Here is a 16,723-nt window from a genome sequence, read left to right as displayed (position 1 = left end):
CTGTTCCGAATTCTGCCGATCGAGCGGAATAATCGCCGGCTCTCGCGTGTTCAGCATCAGGTACACGCAACAACACCAGCGCGCGACGCCCCCGCAAGGTCGGGCATGGCGCCCGCCGCTGAACGAAGAGACGGAGTCATGGAATGAAGGAAGTGGACAAGCCCCTGCCCGCGGGAGCCAGCCGCAGGATCGCGGTGGTCGGTGCGGGGCAGGCGGGCCTGCAGACCAGCCTGGCGCTGCTCGCGCGCGGGCACGCGGTCACGCTGGTGGCCGAGCGCGATGCGGACGACGTCGAGCGCGGCCGCGTGATGTCGAGCCAGTGCCTGTTCGGCAGCGCCTTGCGGCTCGAGCGCGAGGCCGGCATCGAGCATGGCCGCGACGCCTGTCCGCCGATCAACGCGATCGGCTTCGCGGTGGCCGATCCACACAGCCCGAACGGCAAGGCGATCGCCTGGCGCGGGGCGCTCACGCGCGGTGCGGCCGCGATCGACCAGCGCATCAAGTTCGCCGCCGCCTTGCGCAGCGTGCGCGCCAAGGGGGCCGAGGTGCGCATCGCCACCGCCGACGTGGCGATGCTGGAGGAGCTGGCCGCCTCGCACGAGCTGGTGCTGGTGGCCACCGGCAAGGGCGAGCTCGGCCAACTGTTCGAGCGCGACGCGGTGCGCTCGGTGTTCCGCGGGCCGCAGCGCTCGCTCGCACTGACCTTCCTGCATTGCGACGGCCGCGTCGGGCCCGCCGACGCGGTCAGTTTCAATGTCGTGCCGGGGGCCGGCGAGATTTTCGTGATGCCGGCGCTGACGCATTCCGGGCCCTGCCACGTGGCGGTGTTCGAGGCCGTGCCGGGCGGCCCGCTGGACCGCTGGCGCGACGTGCGCTCGGCCACCGCCCACCTGAGCCGTTCGCTCGAACTGCTGCGGCGCTTCACGCCCTGGGAGCTCGATGCCTGCCGTTATGTCGAGCTGACCGACGCGAACGGCACGCTGACCGGCTCGGTCACGCCCACCGTGCGTCATCCGATCGCCATCCTGCCTTCCGGGCGCGCCGTGCTCGGCATGGGCGACGCGGTGGTGCTGCACGATCCGATCACGGGGCAGGGCGCGAACAGCGCGGTCAAGTGCAGCGCGAGCTACGTGGCCTCGATCAGCGCGCGCGGCAGCCTGCCGTTCGGCCATGACTGGATGTTGTCGACGTTCGCCGCCTACTGGCGCGAGGCCGTCTACACGGTGCAGTGGAGCAATTCCCTGCTGATGGCGCCGGCGCCGCACGTGCTGGGCCTGTTCGGCGCGGCCCAGCGCAACCCCGCGCTGGCCGCGCGCATCGCCGACGGCTTCGACGACCCGTCCAGCCTGTTTCCGGCCTGGACCGATCCCGATGCCTGCGATGCCTTGCGTTATTCAGTGGGGGCCTGACGAGGGCGGGGGCGACGTCGAGCGTCGTGCTCACGCGGCCGCGTAGGCCTCGGTGATGGCCTGGCCCGCCGCGTCGAGATCGACGGGATGCCGCTGCTGTTCGAGCGCGCTGCCGTAGGCGACGATGCTCGCGTGCACGGCGTCCTCGGTCGCGCGCAGGCCGGTGTGGTTCAGGCGCAGCACGCGCGGGGCGATCTCGCCGACGCCGGGCGTGAGCTCGACACCGTGGCGGCGCGCATGCGAGATCAGCAGCGCGCCGTCGATGCCGGGCGGCACCGGCGCGGTGGTGACCAGCGCCGAGGCGGCCTCGTCGCGCGCGATCCAGGGCCTCACGCCGAGCGCGCGCAATGCGTCGCGGCAGGCGCGCGCGGCCCGTGCATGACGCGCGACGGTCTGCGCGATGCCTTCCGCCTCGATCCGGTCGAGCGCGGCTTCCAGTGCATGGAATTCGAGCGGCGCGGGCGTGCCCGGCAGCGCGCCGCGGCCGCGGTCGAGCCAGTCGCGGCGCAGCCCGGCCAGCGACAGGCTGGAAGGCGCCGCATCGGCGGGCGCGGCCAGCCGCTCCCAGGCGCGCGCGTTGAGCGCCACCGCCGAGATGCCGGCTGGCCCGGCCAGCGCCTTCTGCGGGCCGATCACGGCGATATCGACCCCCAGCGCGTCGAGTGCCAGCTCGTGGCCGCCGACCGAGGCCACCGCATCCACCACGCACAGCGCATCGCGCGAACGCGCCAGCGCGGCCAGCGCCGCGAGCGGGTTCAGCGCGCCCGTCGACGATTCGGCATGCACGGCGGCCAGCAGGTCGATGTGCCCGAGCGCCTCGGCGGCGGCCGCCACGGCCTCGATCTCGATCGCCTGTCCCGCTTCCGCCGCGACCTCGTGCACGCTGGCGCCGCCGCGCCGCAGCCACGCGCCGAACCAGGCGCCGTAGGGACTGGTGACGACATTGAGCGCCACCAGGCCGGGCCGCGCCAGGCTGGTCGCCACCGCCTCCAGCGCGAGCATCGCCTCGGCCTGGATGAACAGCAGGTCGCCGCGCGTGGCGAGCAGGTGCTTGAGACGATCGGCGAGCCGCGCGTAACCGTGGTCCGGATAGGGCGGCGGATCGAGCAGCAGATGGGAATCGAGGCGAATCATGGCGAGCGCGAGAGCGGGGCGCGGGCGGCCCGTGATGGACAGGTCCGGCGCGGCACACGCCGGGAATCGATCAGTCTGACACGCCGGGCGCCGCGCTCGAGGCGCGGCGCGCAGCCAGTAGCGTCGATGCGAAGTTGGGGCGTCCTGCGTCGGCGGCGAACTCGCAAGCTGGCAGCGAGATCGACCCTCAGGCGCCTGCGTCCATCCACGGTGGATTGTTGTCGTCCGGACAACGTCGGGTGGGCATTCGCGGTGCTACTGGCGTTCGCTCCCGCTGACTACTATCTGTCACGCGCGCTTTCGACAAGCAGGAAAACGAAGCGCGCGACACTCGTGGCCGTGCCGGCGAAGCGCATCGCGCGGTGCAGCGCGGCTCACCGTAACGACTCAACTGGACGATTGAAAATGAGCGAAACAATTCGCAATGTGCGGCCGGTCATCGCCAGGCTCGGCGGGCAAGAGGCAGGCGAGCTCGTGTCTTCCCGCTACGCCGTGCGCGTGGGCGAGCTCGACGTCGTGCTGATCAGCGACGGCGTCCTGCCGCTGCCCACCTCCACCATGTCGACCAACGTCGGCGAAGCCGAGCGCAACGCATGGTTCGACGGCCGTTTCCTGCAGCGTGACATGTTCGACTGGGCGCTGAATATCGCGCTGGTGCGCAGCGGCGACCGGCTGATCCTGATCGACTCCGGCGTGGGCGACGGTTTCGACTATTTCACGCGCGCCGGCCGGGCGGTGATGCGCCTGGAATCGGCCGGTATCGACCTGGCCGCGATTACCGACATCGTGATCACGCACATGCACATGGACCACGTCGGCGGCCTGAACGTTGCCGGCGTCAAGGCCAGGCTGCGCCCGGACGTTCGCATTCACGTGTCGGCCAGGGAAGTGGCGTTCTGGCAGGATCCGGACTTCAGCAAGACGGTGATGCCGGAGACCGTGCCTCCCGCCCTGCGCAAGGCGGCCGCGACCTTCGTGGAGATCTACGGCGAAAACATCGTCCAGTTCGATCAGGCGGTGGAAGTGGCCAAGGGTGTGTCGGCGCGCGTGACGGGCGGGCACACGCCGGGGCACTGCGTGGTGGACGTGGCATCCGGCGGCGAAAAACTGACGTTCGTCGGCGATGCGATCTTCCAGGTCAACTTCGACCATCCCGACTGGCAGAACGGCTTCGAGCACGATCCCGAAGAGGCGGCGCAGGTGCGTGTCGCGCTACTCGACGAAGCCGCCGAAACCGGCGCCCTGCTGGCCGCCGCGCACGTCGCGTTCCCCTCCATCGGTCACGTGGCCAGGCAGGGCCAGGGCTTCCATTTCGTGCCGGTGGTATGGGACTACTGACCGTGAGAGCGAAGACTTCCCTGTCCGTCATCGCATGCGCGTTCGTTGCGCTGGCGCTGACCCCCGCGGCAGCCCGCGCGGAGTCGTTCACGATCGAGGTCGACGGCCTGCGCGACGGGTACTTTTCGAATCAGCAGGTGTATGGAGGTTTCGGCTGTCACGGGGAGAACGTATCGCCACGCATTTCATGGGCTCACGTTCCGCGCGGCACGAAGAGCCTGGTCGTGACGATTTTCGACCCCGATGCGCCGACCGGAGGACTGGGCTGGACGCATTGGGCGGTCGTCAACATCCCGCCTTCCGAATCGTCGCTCGAAAGCGGTGCTTCCGGCAATCCGAAGCGTTTGCCGGCGGGCGCGGTCGAGACCTTGACGGATTTCGGCGAATCCGCATACGGTGGACCGTGCCCGCCCAAGGGGGAATCGCATCGATATGTCGTGACGGCGTCCGCGCTCGACGTGGCGCGAATCGATGTGGCTCCGGCGGCGAGTCCCGCTGTCGTCGCCTATCAGATGCATGGGAAAGTCATTGCCCAGGCGAAGTATGTGGCCAGGTACCGTCGCGCGCCGACCGGCGATTGAGGGCGCTCGACGCTAGCGAATCGCGGCGCTGGTGCGAGCCGGCTACCTCGGCAACACCAGCGCCGCGTCGAGCCCCGCGATCCGCCCGTCTTCGACGCGATTCTTCAGCGCCAGCGTGCCGCCATGCGCGGTGGCGATGCCGCGCGCGATGGTCAGCCCCAGCCCGGTACCTTCCGGCGCCGGCCGACCTTCGCGGCCGCCCGCCCGGAAGTAAGGCTCGAACACGCGCTCGAGCAGCGCCGGGTCCGGCAAGCCCGGCCCGCCATCCCGAATCACGATGCGCAGCGAGCCGCCGTGCTCGTCGACGTGGACCAGGTGCTGCATCGCGAGCAGGCCGCCAGCGACTACCTCGCCTTCTACCAGCAGCACCTGGCGCGCGTGCAGCAGGTGGTCGGCGCGATTCCCGAGGCGCAGCGGCCCAAGGTGTTCATCGACATGCTGGCGGGCGTGTGGGATGCAGGCTGCTGCCACACCGCCGGCAAGGGCAACTTCGGAGAATTCATCAGTGCCGCGGGCGGCCGCAATATCGCGGCGGACCTGCTGCCCGGCGTGCTCGGCGACCTGAGCATGGAGCAGATCATCGCCTCGCGGCCCGACGTCTATATCGCCACCGGCTCGCGCACCAAGCCGGGGCTGGCCTCGCTGCGCTTCGGCGCGCAGACCGGCGAGCAGGACGCGCGCGCCAGCCTCGCGCAACTGGTGGCGCGGCCCGGCTTCGACACCATCAAGGCGATCCACGAGGGCCGCGTGCACGGCATCGCCCACGACTACTACGACTCGCCCTACAACATCATCGCGATCGAGGCCTTCGCGAAGTGGTTCTACCCGGATCGCTTCAAGGCGCTCGACGTCAAGGCGACCCAGGCCGAGCTGTACCGGCGCTTCCTGGCGGTGCCGGTGACGGGCACCGAATGGGTCGACACGCCGCTGCCGGCCGCCGGCCAGCAGGCGGCGCGATGAGCGCGCCCGCGCCGGGCGCGGCGGCGGCGTCGGCCGCGGCCGGCTCGCAACATCTCGCCGCCGACGCGCCCGTGCCCGACCACGGCGAGGCGCGTCGCGCCTACGCGCGCCTGACGCGGCGCCGCGCGCTGTGCCTGGTGGCGGTGAGCCTGCTGATCGCCGGCTCGCTGCTGTTCGACCTCGGCTCGGGCCCCTCGGGCCTGCCGCTGGCCACGCTGCTGCGCACCGTGTTCGCGCCCGCGCAGGCCGATCCGGCCAACCTCGTGATCGTCTGGCAGATCCGCCTGCCCTACGCGGTGATGGCGCTGGTGGTGGGCGCCGCGCTCGGCCTGTCGGGCGCGGAGATGCAGACCATCCTCAACAATCCGCTGGCCAGCCCCTACACGCTCGGCGTGTCGGCGGCGGCCGCCTTCGGTGCCTCGCTGGCGATCGTGCTCGACTTGACGCTGCCGCACATCCCGCAGACCTGGCTGATCTCGGCCAACGCCTTCGTGTTCGCCTTCGGCTCGGCGATGCTGCTGGACCTGGTGGCGCGCTGGCGCGGCATGAGCACGGCCGGCGTGGTGCTGATGGGGATCGCGCTGGTGTTCTCGTTCCATGCGCTGGTCGAGCTGATGCAGTTCATCGCCTCGGCCGATGCGCTGCAGGGCCTGGTGTTCTGGACGCTGGGCTCGCTGGCGCGCGCCGACTGGCAGAAGATCGGCGTGCTCGCGGCGGCGCTGGCCGTGGCGCTGCCGCTGTCGATGCGCAATGCCTGGGCGCTCACCGCGCTGCGGCTGGGCGAGGAGCGCGCGGCCAGCTTCGGCATCGACGTGCGGCGCCTGCGGCTCGGTACCCTGCTGCGGGTGGCGGTGCTGTCGGCGCTGGCGGTGTCCTTCGTCGGCACCATCGGCTTCGTCGGCCTGATCGCGCCGCATATCGCGCGCACCGTGTTCGGCGAGGACCATCGCTTCTACCTGCCCGGCAGCCTGCTGTGCGGGGCGCTGATGCTGTCGCTGGCCTCGATCGCCTCCAAGCTGATCGTGCCGGGCGTGCTGATCCCCGTGGGCATCGTCACGGCGCTGGTGGGGATTCCGCTGTTCCTGGCGATCGTGGTGCGTTCGCAGGGAGCCGCGCAATGAAGGGACTTGCGATTCACGGCGTATCGGTGCGCTACGGCCGCCGCGAGGTACCGCGCGAGCTGTCGGCCGGGCCCTTGCCGCGCGGCATGATCACCGCGCTGCTGGGGCCCAACGGCAGCGGCAAGTCCACCTTGCTGCGCGTGCTGGCCGGGCTCACCACCCCCAGCGCCGGGCGGCTCACGCTGGACGGCGAGACGCTGGCGCTGTCGGCGCGCAGCGCGCGCTCGCACAGCGTGGTCTACCTGCCCCAGGCGCTGCCGGCCGGGGTGCGCCTGCAGGTGCTCGAATCGGTGCTGGTGGCGCGCCGCGCCACGCGCGACGCGGCCTTGCGCGGCCAGCCGCCGGCCGGCGACCTGGCGATCGCGCACGCGGTGCTGGCGCGGCTCGGGATCGGCGCGCTGGCGGCGCGTTCGCTCGACGAGCTGTCGGGCGGCCAGCGGCAACTGGTCGGCATCGCGCAGGCGCTGGTGCGCGATCCGCAGGTGCTGCTGCTCGACGAGCCGCTGTCGGCGCTCGACCTCAACCACCAGTTCCATGTGATGCAGGTGCTGCGCGAGCTCACGCGCGAACGCGGCATCGCCACCGTGGTGGTGCTGCACGACATCAACGCGGCGATGCGCGCCTGCGATCGCGCCATGCTGCTGCATCGCGGGCGCATCGAGCGCTTCGGCGAACCGGCCGAGGTGGTGACCTCGGAAAGCCTGGCCGAGGTGTTCGGCGTGAGGGCGCGGATCGAGCCCTGCTCGCAGGGGCATCGGCAGGTGATGATCGACGGGCTGGCGCCGGGCGCCTGAGGCGCGCCCCGAAGCCGTCGTGAAAAGCAACGGCCGGCTCCGCATCGCGCGGCGCCGGCCGTTTTTTCATGCCGATCGTTTCAGTCGTAGAAGCGCGGTGTGTAGATCCACTCGCGTTCGGCGCGGGCGAAGCGCCGCGTCTTCGAGGAGCCGACGATCACCATGGTGCGCATGTCGACGTCGGCCGCGCGCAGCTCGCCCAGCGTGAGGCTGCGCAGGCTCGCGCCGGGCCGGCCGACGTCGCGACCGAGCACCACCACCGTGTCGGCGGCGCGGATCTCGCGCAGGATCTCCAGGGCGCGATCGAGCTGCCAGGGCCGCGCCTTCGAGATCGGGTTGTAGAAGGCCATCACCAGGTCGGCGCGCGCGGCCAGCGCGAGTCGTTCCTCGATCACGCCCCAGGGCTTGAGGTTGTCCGACAGCGAGATCACGCAGAAGTCGTGGCCGAGCGGCGCGCCGGCCTCGGCCGCGGTGGCGAACGCGGCGGACACGCCGGGCACCACCTCCAGCGCGACCTCGTCCCAAGCCGGCTCGCCGGCGCCGTCGAGCGCTTCCAGCACCGCCGCCGCCATCGCGAACACGCCCGGGTCGCCCGAGGACACCATCGCCACGCGGCGCCCCTGCGCGGCCAGCTCGAAGGCATGGCGCGCGCGCTGCAGTTCCTCGCGATTGTCGGTTTCGTGCACGCGCTGGTCGGCGCGGAACGGACCGGCCATGCGCACGTAGGTGGCGTAGCCGAGGATGTCGGTGGCCTCGGCCAGCGCGAGGCGCGCGGCCGGCGCCAGCAGGTCGGCACGGCCGGGGCCGAGGCCGAGTACCGTCAGCGAGCCGCGCGCCTGGCCGAGCCGGTTGGCGTCGACGGGGGCTTCGGCGATCGCGATCGCGAGGGACGTCGAAGGCTTGCCGTCGTCGTCGCTGAGTGTGATTGCCGGGCTCGCGTCGATCGACCCGGCCGCGAGCGCGGCACCGAGCAGGGCGGCGGCGTCGGCCGTGGCGGCCTCGCTGGCGACGAAGCGCAGCGGCACGCCGAGCTCGCGCGCGGCTCGCGCCAGCGCTGCCTCGCGCATGCATTGGCGCGGCGCGACCAGCGCCGCCAGCGCGAGCGGCGAGAGATCCGCGGCCGCGAGCGCGTCGAGTATCCGGCGCGCCAGCGGATTGCTGCCGGCTTCGTGATCGGCGCGGGCCGGCGCGGCGAGCGATTCGGCCTGATGTGCGAACCCTTCGGCCAGCGCCACCACCACGCTGCGCGGATGGATCAGCAACTCGCCGGAGCCGGCGCCGCCGGCGCGTCGGGGCGTGACGCGGATCGCATGCGAGCCGGCCGCGTCGACCGGCAGCGCGACGCCCTCGAGCCAGGGCGCGGCGCCGTCCACGCGCGTGCTCGCGCCGGCCAGCAGATCGGAAACGAAGCGCTTGCCGGCACCGATATCGGCGAGCGCATACCCTTCGGGCGGATTGAGCACGCAGGCGCCGAAGCGCAGCTCGCCGCTGGTGGTGATGGCCGGCGCGATGCCGAGCGTCTCGGCGATCTCGCGCGCCAGCAGGTTCACGCCGGTCAGCCCGCCCAGCAGCGGCACCACCGCGCTGCCGTCCTCGGCCACCGCCAGCACCGGCGGCTCGACGCCCTTGTCGGCCAGGCAGGGCGCCACGCAGCGGATCACGATGCCGGCCGCGCACAGTGCCACCACCGGGTTGCCGCGCGCATAGAGCGCGCGCAGGTGGGCGCCGAGCTCGCTGAACGCCACGTCGCCCTCGGCGCGGCCCGCCAGCGCGTGGATCGTCGCGCCCTGGTAGCGCGCGCGGATCCGCTCGGCCACCGGCAGCGCGCCCGCGCCGAGCACCACGATCGCCGGCGCCACCGTCAGCCTTGCCATTTTTCCCCCGGCACCACCAGCAGCGAGAAGTAGGGCGAGGCCATCGGATCGACCTCGGCCAGCGGCACGATGCGCTGGCTGGCCATGGTGGCGCGCTCGACGTAGCGCGCGCGGCCGGCCAGGCCCAGCTCGTCGAGCACGCGCCGCACCTTGTCGAAATTGCGGCCCAGCTTCATCACCACCGCCGCGTCGGCCTTGGCCAGCCGCGCGCGCAGCTCGTCCTCGGGCAGCACGCCGGAGAGCACCGAGAGCGTCTGGTTGCGATAGACCAGCGGCACGCCGAGCACGGCCGCGCCGCCCAGCATCGAGCACACGCCGGGCACCACCTCGGTGTCGTAGCGATGCGCGAGCCGGTCGTGCAGGTACATGTAGGAGCCGTAGAAGAACGGGTCGCCCTCGCAGATCACGGCGACATCGCGCCCGGCATCGAGATGCGCGGCCACCACCTCGGCCGCCGTGTCGTAGAAGTCGGCGATCACGCGCTCGTAGCTGAGCGGCGGCTCGAGCGCCTCGGTGGTGACGGGGTAGACCAGCGGCAATTGCAGCTGCGCCTCGTGCAGATGCGCCTCGACGATGCCGTAGGCATTGCCCTTCTTGCCCTTGGCGACGAAGTAGGCCACCACCGGCGCGGCGCGCAGGTGCCTCACCGCCTTCAGGGTCAGCAGCTCCGGGTCGCCGGGGCCGACGCCGATGCCGAACAGGCGGCCGTGCGCGGCGCCCTGCCGGCTCGCTGCGGAGCGAGTCTCGCCGTGGCTCATTCGACCTCCGTCGCCAGGGCATTGACGGCGGCCGCCGCCATCGCGCTGCCGCCGCGGCGGCCGTTCACCACCACGTAGGGCACGCCGCGGCTGTCGGCGGCCAGCGCCGCCTTCGACTCGGCCGCGCCGATGAAGCCGACCGGGAAGCCGAGGATCAGGGCCGGCTTCGGCGCGCCGGCATCGAGCATGTCGAGCAGATGGAACAGCGCGGTGGGCGCATTGCCGATCACCACCACGCTGCCGGCCAGCCAGGGCCGCCACAATTCGAGCGCGGCCGCCGAGCGGGTGTTGCCGAGTTGCGCGGCCAGCGCCGGCACCTCGGCCTCGCCGAGCGTGCAGCGCACCGGGTTGGCGGCCGGCAGGCGCGCGCGCGTGATGCCCTCGGCCACCATGCGCGCATCGCAGAGGATCGGCGCGCCGGCGGCCAGCGCGTCCCGGCCGGCCTGGCCGGCACCGGCCGAGAAGCGCAGGTCGGCGACGATGTCGACCATGCCGCAGGCATGGATCACGCGCACGGCGAGTTTTTCGAGGTCGGCGGGGATCGCCGAGAGATCGGCTTCCGAGCGGATCGTCGCGAACGATTGCCGGTAGATTTCCTGGCCGTCGCGAAGGTAGTCGAGCATTCGGTTCAGTCCTGATGGCGCGGCGATGCGGCGAGCATCGCGGCGGCTTGGTCGATCGTCAGATGGCGCGCGGCGAGCCGGCCGAAGCCGCTGCCGCCGTCGCGCCGGTAAAGGTCGTAGCGGCCCGGGTCCACCGCGAGGAGGGTCGCGGCGGCGGGCCAGGGCTGCGCGCAGGCGCGCGGGCAGCCGCTCAGGTGGAGTTCCAGCGGCGCGGCGCCGTGTTCGGCCAGGCGCGCGGCCAGGGCCCGCGCGTCGGCCTTGGTGTCGGCCTGGGCGCGCGCGCAGCCGGTGCTGCCGGCGCAGGCCACCAGGTGCGCCAGCGGCGCGTCGGCGGTGCAGACCACGCCGAGCGCGGCCAGCGAGGCCAGCGCGGCTTCGGCTGCCGGCTCGCGCACGGCCGGCAGCAGCACGCCTTGCCAGGGCGTGAAGCGCAGCGTGCCGTCGCCGTCGCGCTCGGCGAGTGCCGCCAGCGCCTCGAGTGTCGCCGCATCGAGCCGGCCGAGCGGAACCTGGCCGCCGAGCTGGCGCGTGGCGGCATTCATTTCGTCGTGGATGCCGAAGCGACGAGCGAGATCGGCCGGCGCGCGGCGCCATTGCCTGAGCGCCGCGTCGTGCCGCGGGGCAGGCATCAGCCGCGCGGCGGCGTGCGCGAGCAACTGCTCGGCGCTCAGGCTCGCGAGCGCGTCGCGGATCCGCCTGGCGTCCTTCGGCGCCAGTTCGAGGAAGGCCAGCAGCAGCGCATGCGCGCAGTCCACCACCTGTTCGGGCGCGACCGAGGCCAGCGCCGGCGGGTCGTCGGCCGCCACCGGCGCATGGCCGGCCAGCCCGAAGGCGTAGCGCAGGGCGCCGCTCGCATCGCGATAGGCCGAGAACCACAGGTCGTGCGGATGCGCGAGTTCGGCCAGGGCTTCGCCGCCGTCGATCGACAGCGAGCATTTCGGCGACAGCGCGGCAAAACGCGGTTCGCCCTGCAGTCGGTCGAGCAGGGCGGCGCCGAGCGCGCGCGTGTCCGCCAGCGCGGCCGGATCGCGGCCGGCGGCAGGGCTCAGCATCACATTGCGGACGTCGTCGCGCAGCGCGGCGGCGGCGAGATCCGGCCGCTGGCCTGCACGGCTGCCGGGGTTCGTGGTGTCGTCCTCGCGCGGGCCCAGCCCCGCCTCGATCAGCGCGGCGGCCAGCGCCGTCTCGTGGCCGGCGCGCACGCCGCGGATCTGCAGGTTGGCGCGGTTGGTCGCGTCGAGCACGCCCGAGCCGTGTTCGCGCGCCGCTGCCGCCAGCGCCCGGGCCGCGGCCGCGTCGAGCCGGCCACCCGGCAGCCGCACGCGGCACAGGCCGCCGTCGCCGGTCGCGACAACCCGCACCAGGCCCGGGCAGGCGCTCGGACGCGGGCCGGCCGGCGCATCGACGGCGCGCGCGTGCCCGGCCGGCCGATCGGCAGGCAGTGGGGTGGGGGAAAGGGGCGGGCTCTGGGACGGCAAGGAACGGATAAAAAAGCGCACCGGATCAAATCGCGATGCCGGGCCGGCAAGGGCCGGGGCACTCGCGGCGCGTGCCGGCGGCAGCGCCGCGAGGCACGCCGCGCCTTGCCCGGGCAGCGTGTCGAAAACCGCCGGCGGGCAAGCCATCGGGCTCGTCAGGCTGCTTTCGGGCGGATTGGGTGCCGGCGAACGAGGCTGTATTATGCCTGCTTTCACCTGGCCGAGATACGCCGCGCGTGCCCGCGCGAGGCGGGCCGGGCGTATCGGGGACAGCGATCGGACGAGGGTGGGACAGGCATGGAGAGCAGGGCATGACGGCGTGGCTGACGGTGATCGGCATCGGCGACGACGGTTTCGAGGGACTCGGCAAGCGGGCCCGGCGCGCGCTGATCGACGCGGCGGTGGTGGTCGGCGGCGAGCGTCACCTGGCGATGCTGCCGGGCTGCCTGCGCGCGCGCCGCGAGCCCTGGCCGAGGCCGTTCGAGATCGCGGCGCTGCTGGCGCGGCGACCCGAGCCCACCTGCGTGCTGGCCAGCGGCGACCCGATGTTCTACGGCATCGGCGCGACGCTGGCGCGGCAACTGCCGGCCGAGGAACTGCGTGTGTTGCCGGCGCCGTCCTCGGTTTCGCTGGCGGCCGCGCGGCTGGGCTGGGCGCTGCAGGAGGTGGAGGTACTGTCCTGCGTGGGCCGGCCGCTGGCCACGCTCATGCGGCAACTGCATCACGGCCGGCGCCTGCTGGTGCTCAGCGCCGACGGCAACACGCCGGCCGCGCTCGCGCGGCTGCTCACCGAGGCCGGTTACGGCGCCACGCGGCTCAGCGTGTTCGAGCACCTGGGCGGCCCGGCCGAACGGCGCATCGACTCGCTTGCCCAGGGCTGGCGCGCCGGGACGGTGGCCGCGCTGAACCTGGTGGCGCTCGATTGCGTGCGCGCGGCCGACACGCCACCGCTGCCGCTCACGCCGGGCCTGCCCGACGAGGCCTATCGACACGACGGACAACTGACCAAGCGCGACATGCGCGCGATCACGCTGGCGCGGCTCGCGCCGACGCCGGGCGAGCTGCTGTGGGATGTCGGCGCCGGCTCGGGCTCGATCGGCATCGAATGGATGCGCGCGCATCCATCCTGCGCGGCGATCGCGATCGAGGCCGATGCCGAGCGCCGCGAGACCATCGCCTTCAATCGCGAGCGGCTCGGCGTGCCGGGCCTGGCGATCGTCGCGGGCCGCGCGCCCGAGGTGCTGGCCGGGCTGGCGGCGCCCGACGCGATCTTCATCGGCGGGGGTGGCAGCGAGGCGGGCGTGCTGGCCGCCTGCTGGGCCGCGCTGAAACCGGGCGGCAGGCTGGTGGCGAACGCGGTGACCCTGCAGGCCGAGACCGCGCTGCTGGCCTGGCGCGAGCAGCACGGCGGGGCGCTCACGCGTATCGCGCTGGCCAATGCGGCGCCGCTCGGTGGTTTCGATACCTGGCGGCAGGCCTTGCCGGTCACGCTGTACGAGGTCCGCAAGCCAATCGGGGAGGCTGCCTGATGCGCGTGCTGCTGCTGGGCGGCACCGGCGAGGCGCTCAAGCTCGCGCGCACGCTGGCCGCCACCGACGTCTACAGTCTCGCCGGGCTCGGCAAGGTGCCCGAGGACCTGGCCTGCGCGGTGCGCGTGGGCGGCTTCGGCGGCGCCGAGGGGCTGGCCGCCTGGCTGAGCGAGGCCGGCATCGGCCTGGTGGTCGACGCGACCCATCCCTATGCGGCGCGCATCAGCGCCAATGCGGCCGAGGCCTGCCGCGCCACCGGCACGCCGTTGTGGGCGCTGCGCCGCGAGGCCTGGCGGGCGCGCGAGGGCGACGACTGGCGCATGGTCAGCGGCTGGGACGCCTTGACGGCCGCGCTGGCGCCGTATCGGCGGCCCTTCTTCACGTTGGGCCGCGAGCCGCTCGCGCATCTCGACGAGATCCCCGCGCATCAGCATTGGGTGATTCGCTGCCTCGACGCGCATCCGGGCAATGCGCGCGCGCGGGTGATCGCGGCGCGCGGCCCGTTCAAGCTCGAGGACGAGCGCGCGCTGTTCGCCCTGCTCGGCGTCGACGTGCTGGTCAGCAAGATGAGCGGCGGCGCGGCCACCGAGGCCAAGCTCGAGGTGGCGCGCGAGCGGCGCCTGCCGGTGCTGATGATCGAGCGCCCCGCGCTGCCCGAGGCCGATCGCGCCTTCGACGATCCCGCCGCGCTGGCACAGGCGCTCGCCGCGCTGCGCCAGGCATGAAGCCAGGCCGGCGCGGCGCGACCGGCGCCGGCGCTGCGACAAGCGAAGGAACCCAAGGAGAAAACCACAGATGACGGTGTATTTCATCGGCGCCGGGCCGGGCGACCCCGAGCTGATCACGGTGAAGGGCCAGCGCCTGGTGCGCAGTTGCCCGGTGATCCTCTACGCGGGCTCACTGGTGCCCGAGGCCGTGCTCGACGGCCATCAGGCCCACACGGTGGTCAATACCGCCGAGCTCGATCTCGATGCGATCGTCGCGCTGCTGGGCGCGGCGCACGCGCGCGGCGAGCACGTGGCACGCGTGCATTCCGGCGACCCCTCGCTGTACGGCGCGATCGGCGAGCAGATCCGGCGCCTCAAGGCGCTCGGGATTCCCTACGAGATCGTGCCGGGGGTGACGGCCACGGCGGCTTGCGCTGCCACGCTCGGCGTCGAGCTGACCCTGCCCGAGGTGGCGCAGACGGTGATCCTGACGCGCTACGCGGGCAAGACCACCCTGCCCGAGGGCGAGGCGCTGGGCGGGCTGGCCGCGCATCGCGCGACGCTGGCGATCCATCTGGGCGTGCGCCATCTGGCGAGGATCGTCGAGGAAGTGCGCCCGCATTACGGCGACGATTGCCCGATCGCGGTGGTGTATCGCGCCAGTTGGCCGGACGAGACGCGCGTGACGGGCACGCTGGCCGATATCGTGGGAAAGATTGCCGGCACCGCGATCGAGCGGACCGCGCTGATCCTGATCGGGCGTGTGCTCGACACCGATCGCTTCGCCGATTCGACGCTCTACGCGAAGGCTTCGAAGCCATGATGGAGGGGCGGGCACCGGGCCCGCCCGAAGCGCCGGCCGCCGCCGCGAGCGCGACGGCCGGGCAGGGCGCGTGTCAGTCGCGCGCCGGGATGGTCAGGCCGCGCTGCACGGCCGGCCGTGCCACGAAGGCCTCCAGCGCGCGCGCCACGTTCGGGAAGTGCTCGAACTCCACCAGCTCGCGCGCCTCGTAGAAGCCGATCAGGTTGCGTACCCACGGGAAGGTGGCGATGTCGGCGATGGTGTATTCGTCGCCGGCGATCCAGGTGCTGGCGGCCAGCCGCGTCTCCAGCACGCCGAGCAGCCGCTTCGATTCACCGACGTAGCGCTCGCGCGGGCGCTTGTCCTCGTACTCGCGCCCGGCGAACTTGTGGAAGAAACCGAGCTGGCCGAACATCGGCCCGATCCCGCCCATCTGGAACATCAGCCACTGGATGGTCTGGTAGCGCGCGGCCGGATCGGCCGGCAGCAACTGGCCGGTCTTCTCGGCCAGGTAGAGCAGGATCGCGCCCGATTCGAACAGGCCGAGCGGCTTGCCGCCGGGGCCGTTCGGGTCGATCAGCGCGGGGATCTTGTTGTTCGGGTTCAGCGACAGGAACTCCGGCGAGAACTGGTCGTTGGTGTCGAAGCGCACCAGGTGCGGCTCGTAGGGCAGGCCCAGTTCCTCCAGCGCGATCGAGGCCTTGACGCCGTTGGGCGTGGGCAGCGAGTAGAGCTGGATGCGGTCGGGGTGCTGCGCCGGCCATTTTTTCGTGATCGGGAAGGCGGACAGGTCGCTCATGGGATGGCTCATGGGGTTTAGCGGTTTCGCGATGGTATACCGAAGCGCGGAGGGTTGCCGGGGAGGACGGGCACCGGCCGATCCCTGCCGCACCTGTCAAGTCCTGAAATAGGTTGACAGTGTTAGACGCTAGAACGCCCGATGCACCGCATCGGGCGTTTTGTATTTGAGGGCGCTATGTGGCCGCTCATGGTTGTAGATATGCACCGACTGTTCGACCATCTTCTTGGCTTGATCCAAGTCGGCGGGGCGATGCAATAAGAATTCACCTTTCAAGATGCCATTGACCCGCTCGGCCAGCGCGTTCTGATAGCAGTCGTAGCCATCCGTCATCGAGCAGCGCAGGCCGTGACGCCGGTGAATCTCCTGGTAATAGGTTGAGCAATATTGAATGCCGCGATCGGAATGGTGGATAAGCGAGGCGCGACTGCGACGCGTGCGCAGGGCCATCTGGAGCGCCTGGCCGACCTGTTCGGCCTGCAAGCTGTCATGGACGTGATAGCCGACGATCTTGCGTGAGAACGCATCCGTGACCAAGCTCAGATACACGAAGGGTCCAGCCGTGGGCAGATAGGTGATATCCGCGACCCAAACCTGCTCGGGCGCTTGGGGCACGACTTGCTCTGGCCCGGCTTTCAGCAAATTCGGGTGACGCCGAAAGCGGTGATGGCTGTGGGTGGTCTTGTGATAAGCCCGAGGCGGCACGACCAGCAGCCGAGCAGCGCGCAGGACATCGAACAGCCGGTCTCGGCCCAGCTTGATGCCACACTCGCCCAGAACCGGCGCGAGTAGATGATGAAGTTTGCGGGTGCCCAG

General features: G+C 72.0%; 17 protein-coding genes. 9 read left to right on the top strand and 8 right to left on the bottom strand.

Features of this window, described 5'->3' with window-relative positions; all coding sequences use genetic code 11:
- The first annotated feature begins 143 nt into the window (after positions 1-143).
- Positions 144-1,409: a styrene monooxygenase/indole monooxygenase family protein gene (locus tag FB600_RS17855; RefSeq protein WP_096748986.1), complete on the top strand. Its 1,266-nt coding sequence runs from the start codon at positions 144-146 to the stop codon at positions 1,407-1,409.
- 30 nt (positions 1,410-1,439) lie between these two features.
- Here the strand turns inward: FB600_RS17855 and FB600_RS17850 are convergent, their stop codons facing one another.
- Positions 1,440-2,543: an aminotransferase class V-fold PLP-dependent enzyme gene (locus FB600_RS17850; RefSeq protein WP_096748985.1), complete on the bottom strand. Its 1,104-nt coding sequence runs from the start codon at positions 2,541-2,543 to the stop codon at positions 1,440-1,442.
- A gap of 405 nt (positions 2,544-2,948) precedes the next feature.
- Here FB600_RS17850 and FB600_RS17845 point away from each other — a divergent pair, with 405 nt between their 5' ends.
- Positions 2,949-3,881: an MBL fold metallo-hydrolase gene (locus tag FB600_RS17845; protein WP_145757222.1), complete on the top strand. Its 933-nt coding sequence runs from the start codon at positions 2,949-2,951 to the stop codon at positions 3,879-3,881.
- Positions 3,869-4,462 carry a YbhB/YbcL family Raf kinase inhibitor-like protein gene (locus FB600_RS17840; RefSeq protein WP_098180883.1) on the top strand — a complete coding sequence of 198 codons (594 nt, stop codon included), beginning with the start codon at positions 3,869-3,871 and terminating at the stop codon, positions 4,460-4,462. Before FB600_RS17845 ends, FB600_RS17840 begins: the two co-directional genes overlap by 13 nt.
- A gap of 42 nt (positions 4,463-4,504) precedes the next feature.
- On the opposite strand, the gene FB600_RS17835 is transcribed toward FB600_RS17840, so the two are convergent.
- Positions 4,505-4,786, bottom strand: coding sequence for a sensor histidine kinase (locus FB600_RS17835; protein WP_227742989.1), 282 nt, complete (start codon positions 4,784-4,786; stop codon positions 4,505-4,507).
- On the opposite strand from FB600_RS17835, the gene FB600_RS17830 reads away from it, so the two are divergent.
- Genes FB600_RS17830 through FB600_RS17820 form a run of 3 tightly spaced genes read left to right on the top strand, consistent with a single transcriptional unit; the run spans position 4,757 to position 7,337 of the window.
- Positions 4,757-5,422: an ABC transporter substrate-binding protein gene (locus tag FB600_RS17830; RefSeq protein ID WP_261383413.1), complete on the top strand. Its 666-nt coding sequence runs from the start codon at positions 4,757-4,759 to the stop codon at positions 5,420-5,422. The two genes, FB600_RS17835 and FB600_RS17830, sit on opposite strands and share 30 nt — an antisense overlap.
- A complete protein-coding gene (locus FB600_RS17825; protein ID WP_098154091.1) occupies positions 5,419-6,543 on the top strand; it encodes a FecCD family ABC transporter permease in 1,125 nt (374 codons plus the stop codon). Before FB600_RS17830 ends, FB600_RS17825 begins: the two co-directional genes overlap by 4 nt.
- Positions 6,540-7,337, top strand: a complete 798-nt coding sequence (locus tag FB600_RS17820) for an ABC transporter ATP-binding protein (protein WP_145757215.1) — start codon at positions 6,540-6,542, stop codon at positions 7,335-7,337. The genes FB600_RS17825 and FB600_RS17820 overlap by 4 nt, the downstream gene beginning before the upstream one ends.
- Before the next feature lie 80 nt (positions 7,338-7,417).
- Here FB600_RS17820 and cobJ read toward each other — a convergent pair whose 3' ends face one another.
- Genes cobJ through cobG form a run of 4 tightly spaced genes read right to left on the bottom strand, consistent with a single transcriptional unit; the run spans position 7,418 to position 12,034 of the window.
- Entirely contained in the window at positions 7,418-9,211 is a 1,794-nt protein-coding gene (gene cobJ / locus FB600_RS17815; RefSeq protein WP_145757216.1) for a precorrin-3B C(17)-methyltransferase, read from the bottom strand.
- A complete protein-coding gene (locus FB600_RS17810) occupies positions 9,199-9,969 on the bottom strand; it encodes a precorrin-2 C(20)-methyltransferase (RefSeq protein WP_145757217.1) in 771 nt (256 codons plus the stop codon). The genes cobJ and FB600_RS17810 overlap by 13 nt, the downstream gene beginning before the upstream one ends.
- Positions 9,966-10,592 (bottom strand): precorrin-8X methylmutase, encoded by a 627-nt coding sequence (locus FB600_RS17805; protein ID WP_013697915.1) that lies wholly within the window; start codon positions 10,590-10,592, stop codon positions 9,966-9,968. Before FB600_RS17805 ends, FB600_RS17810 begins: the two co-directional genes overlap by 4 nt.
- A gap of 5 nt (positions 10,593-10,597) precedes the next feature.
- The gene (cobG, locus tag FB600_RS17800) at positions 10,598-12,034 is read right to left on the bottom strand and encodes a precorrin-3B synthase (RefSeq protein WP_145757223.1); all 1,437 of its coding nucleotides are present in this window, start codon (positions 12,032-12,034) and stop codon (positions 10,598-10,600) included.
- 347 nt (positions 12,035-12,381) lie between these two features.
- On the opposite strand from cobG, the gene cbiE reads away from it, so the two are divergent.
- From cbiE to cobM, 3 genes are all read left to right on the top strand, one after another.
- Positions 12,382-13,599: a precorrin-6y C5,15-methyltransferase (decarboxylating) subunit CbiE gene (gene cbiE / locus FB600_RS17795; RefSeq protein ID WP_145757218.1), complete on the top strand. Its 1,218-nt coding sequence runs from the start codon at positions 12,382-12,384 to the stop codon at positions 13,597-13,599.
- Complete coding sequence (locus FB600_RS17790) at positions 13,599-14,324, top strand: cobalt-precorrin-6A reductase (RefSeq protein ID WP_105851296.1); 726 nt, start codon at positions 13,599-13,601, stop codon at positions 14,322-14,324. The genes cbiE and FB600_RS17790 overlap by 1 nt, the downstream gene beginning before the upstream one ends.
- 70 nt (positions 14,325-14,394) lie before the next feature.
- Complete coding sequence (gene cobM / locus FB600_RS17785; RefSeq protein ID WP_013697919.1) at positions 14,395-15,129, top strand: precorrin-4 C(11)-methyltransferase; 735 nt, start codon at positions 14,395-14,397, stop codon at positions 15,127-15,129.
- A gap of 73 nt (positions 15,130-15,202) precedes the next feature.
- Here cobM and FB600_RS17780 read toward each other — a convergent pair whose 3' ends face one another.
- The gene (locus tag FB600_RS17780; protein WP_025098776.1) at positions 15,203-15,907 is read right to left on the bottom strand and encodes a glutathione S-transferase N-terminal domain-containing protein; all 705 of its coding nucleotides are present in this window, start codon (positions 15,905-15,907) and stop codon (positions 15,203-15,205) included.
- A 129-nt stretch (positions 15,908-16,036) separates the two neighbouring features.
- The coding region (locus FB600_RS17775) for an IS3 family transposase (protein WP_145768427.1) at positions 16,037-16,723 on the bottom strand (687 nt) is incomplete at its 5' end.

Source organism: Burkholderia sp. SJZ089 (genome assembly GCF_007828315.1).
Classification (GTDB): Bacteria; Pseudomonadota; Gammaproteobacteria; order Burkholderiales; family Burkholderiaceae; genus Burkholderia; species Burkholderia gladioli.
Note: the sequence above shows the minus strand (reverse complement) of the source record. Positions and strands in the feature narration are given on the sequence as shown.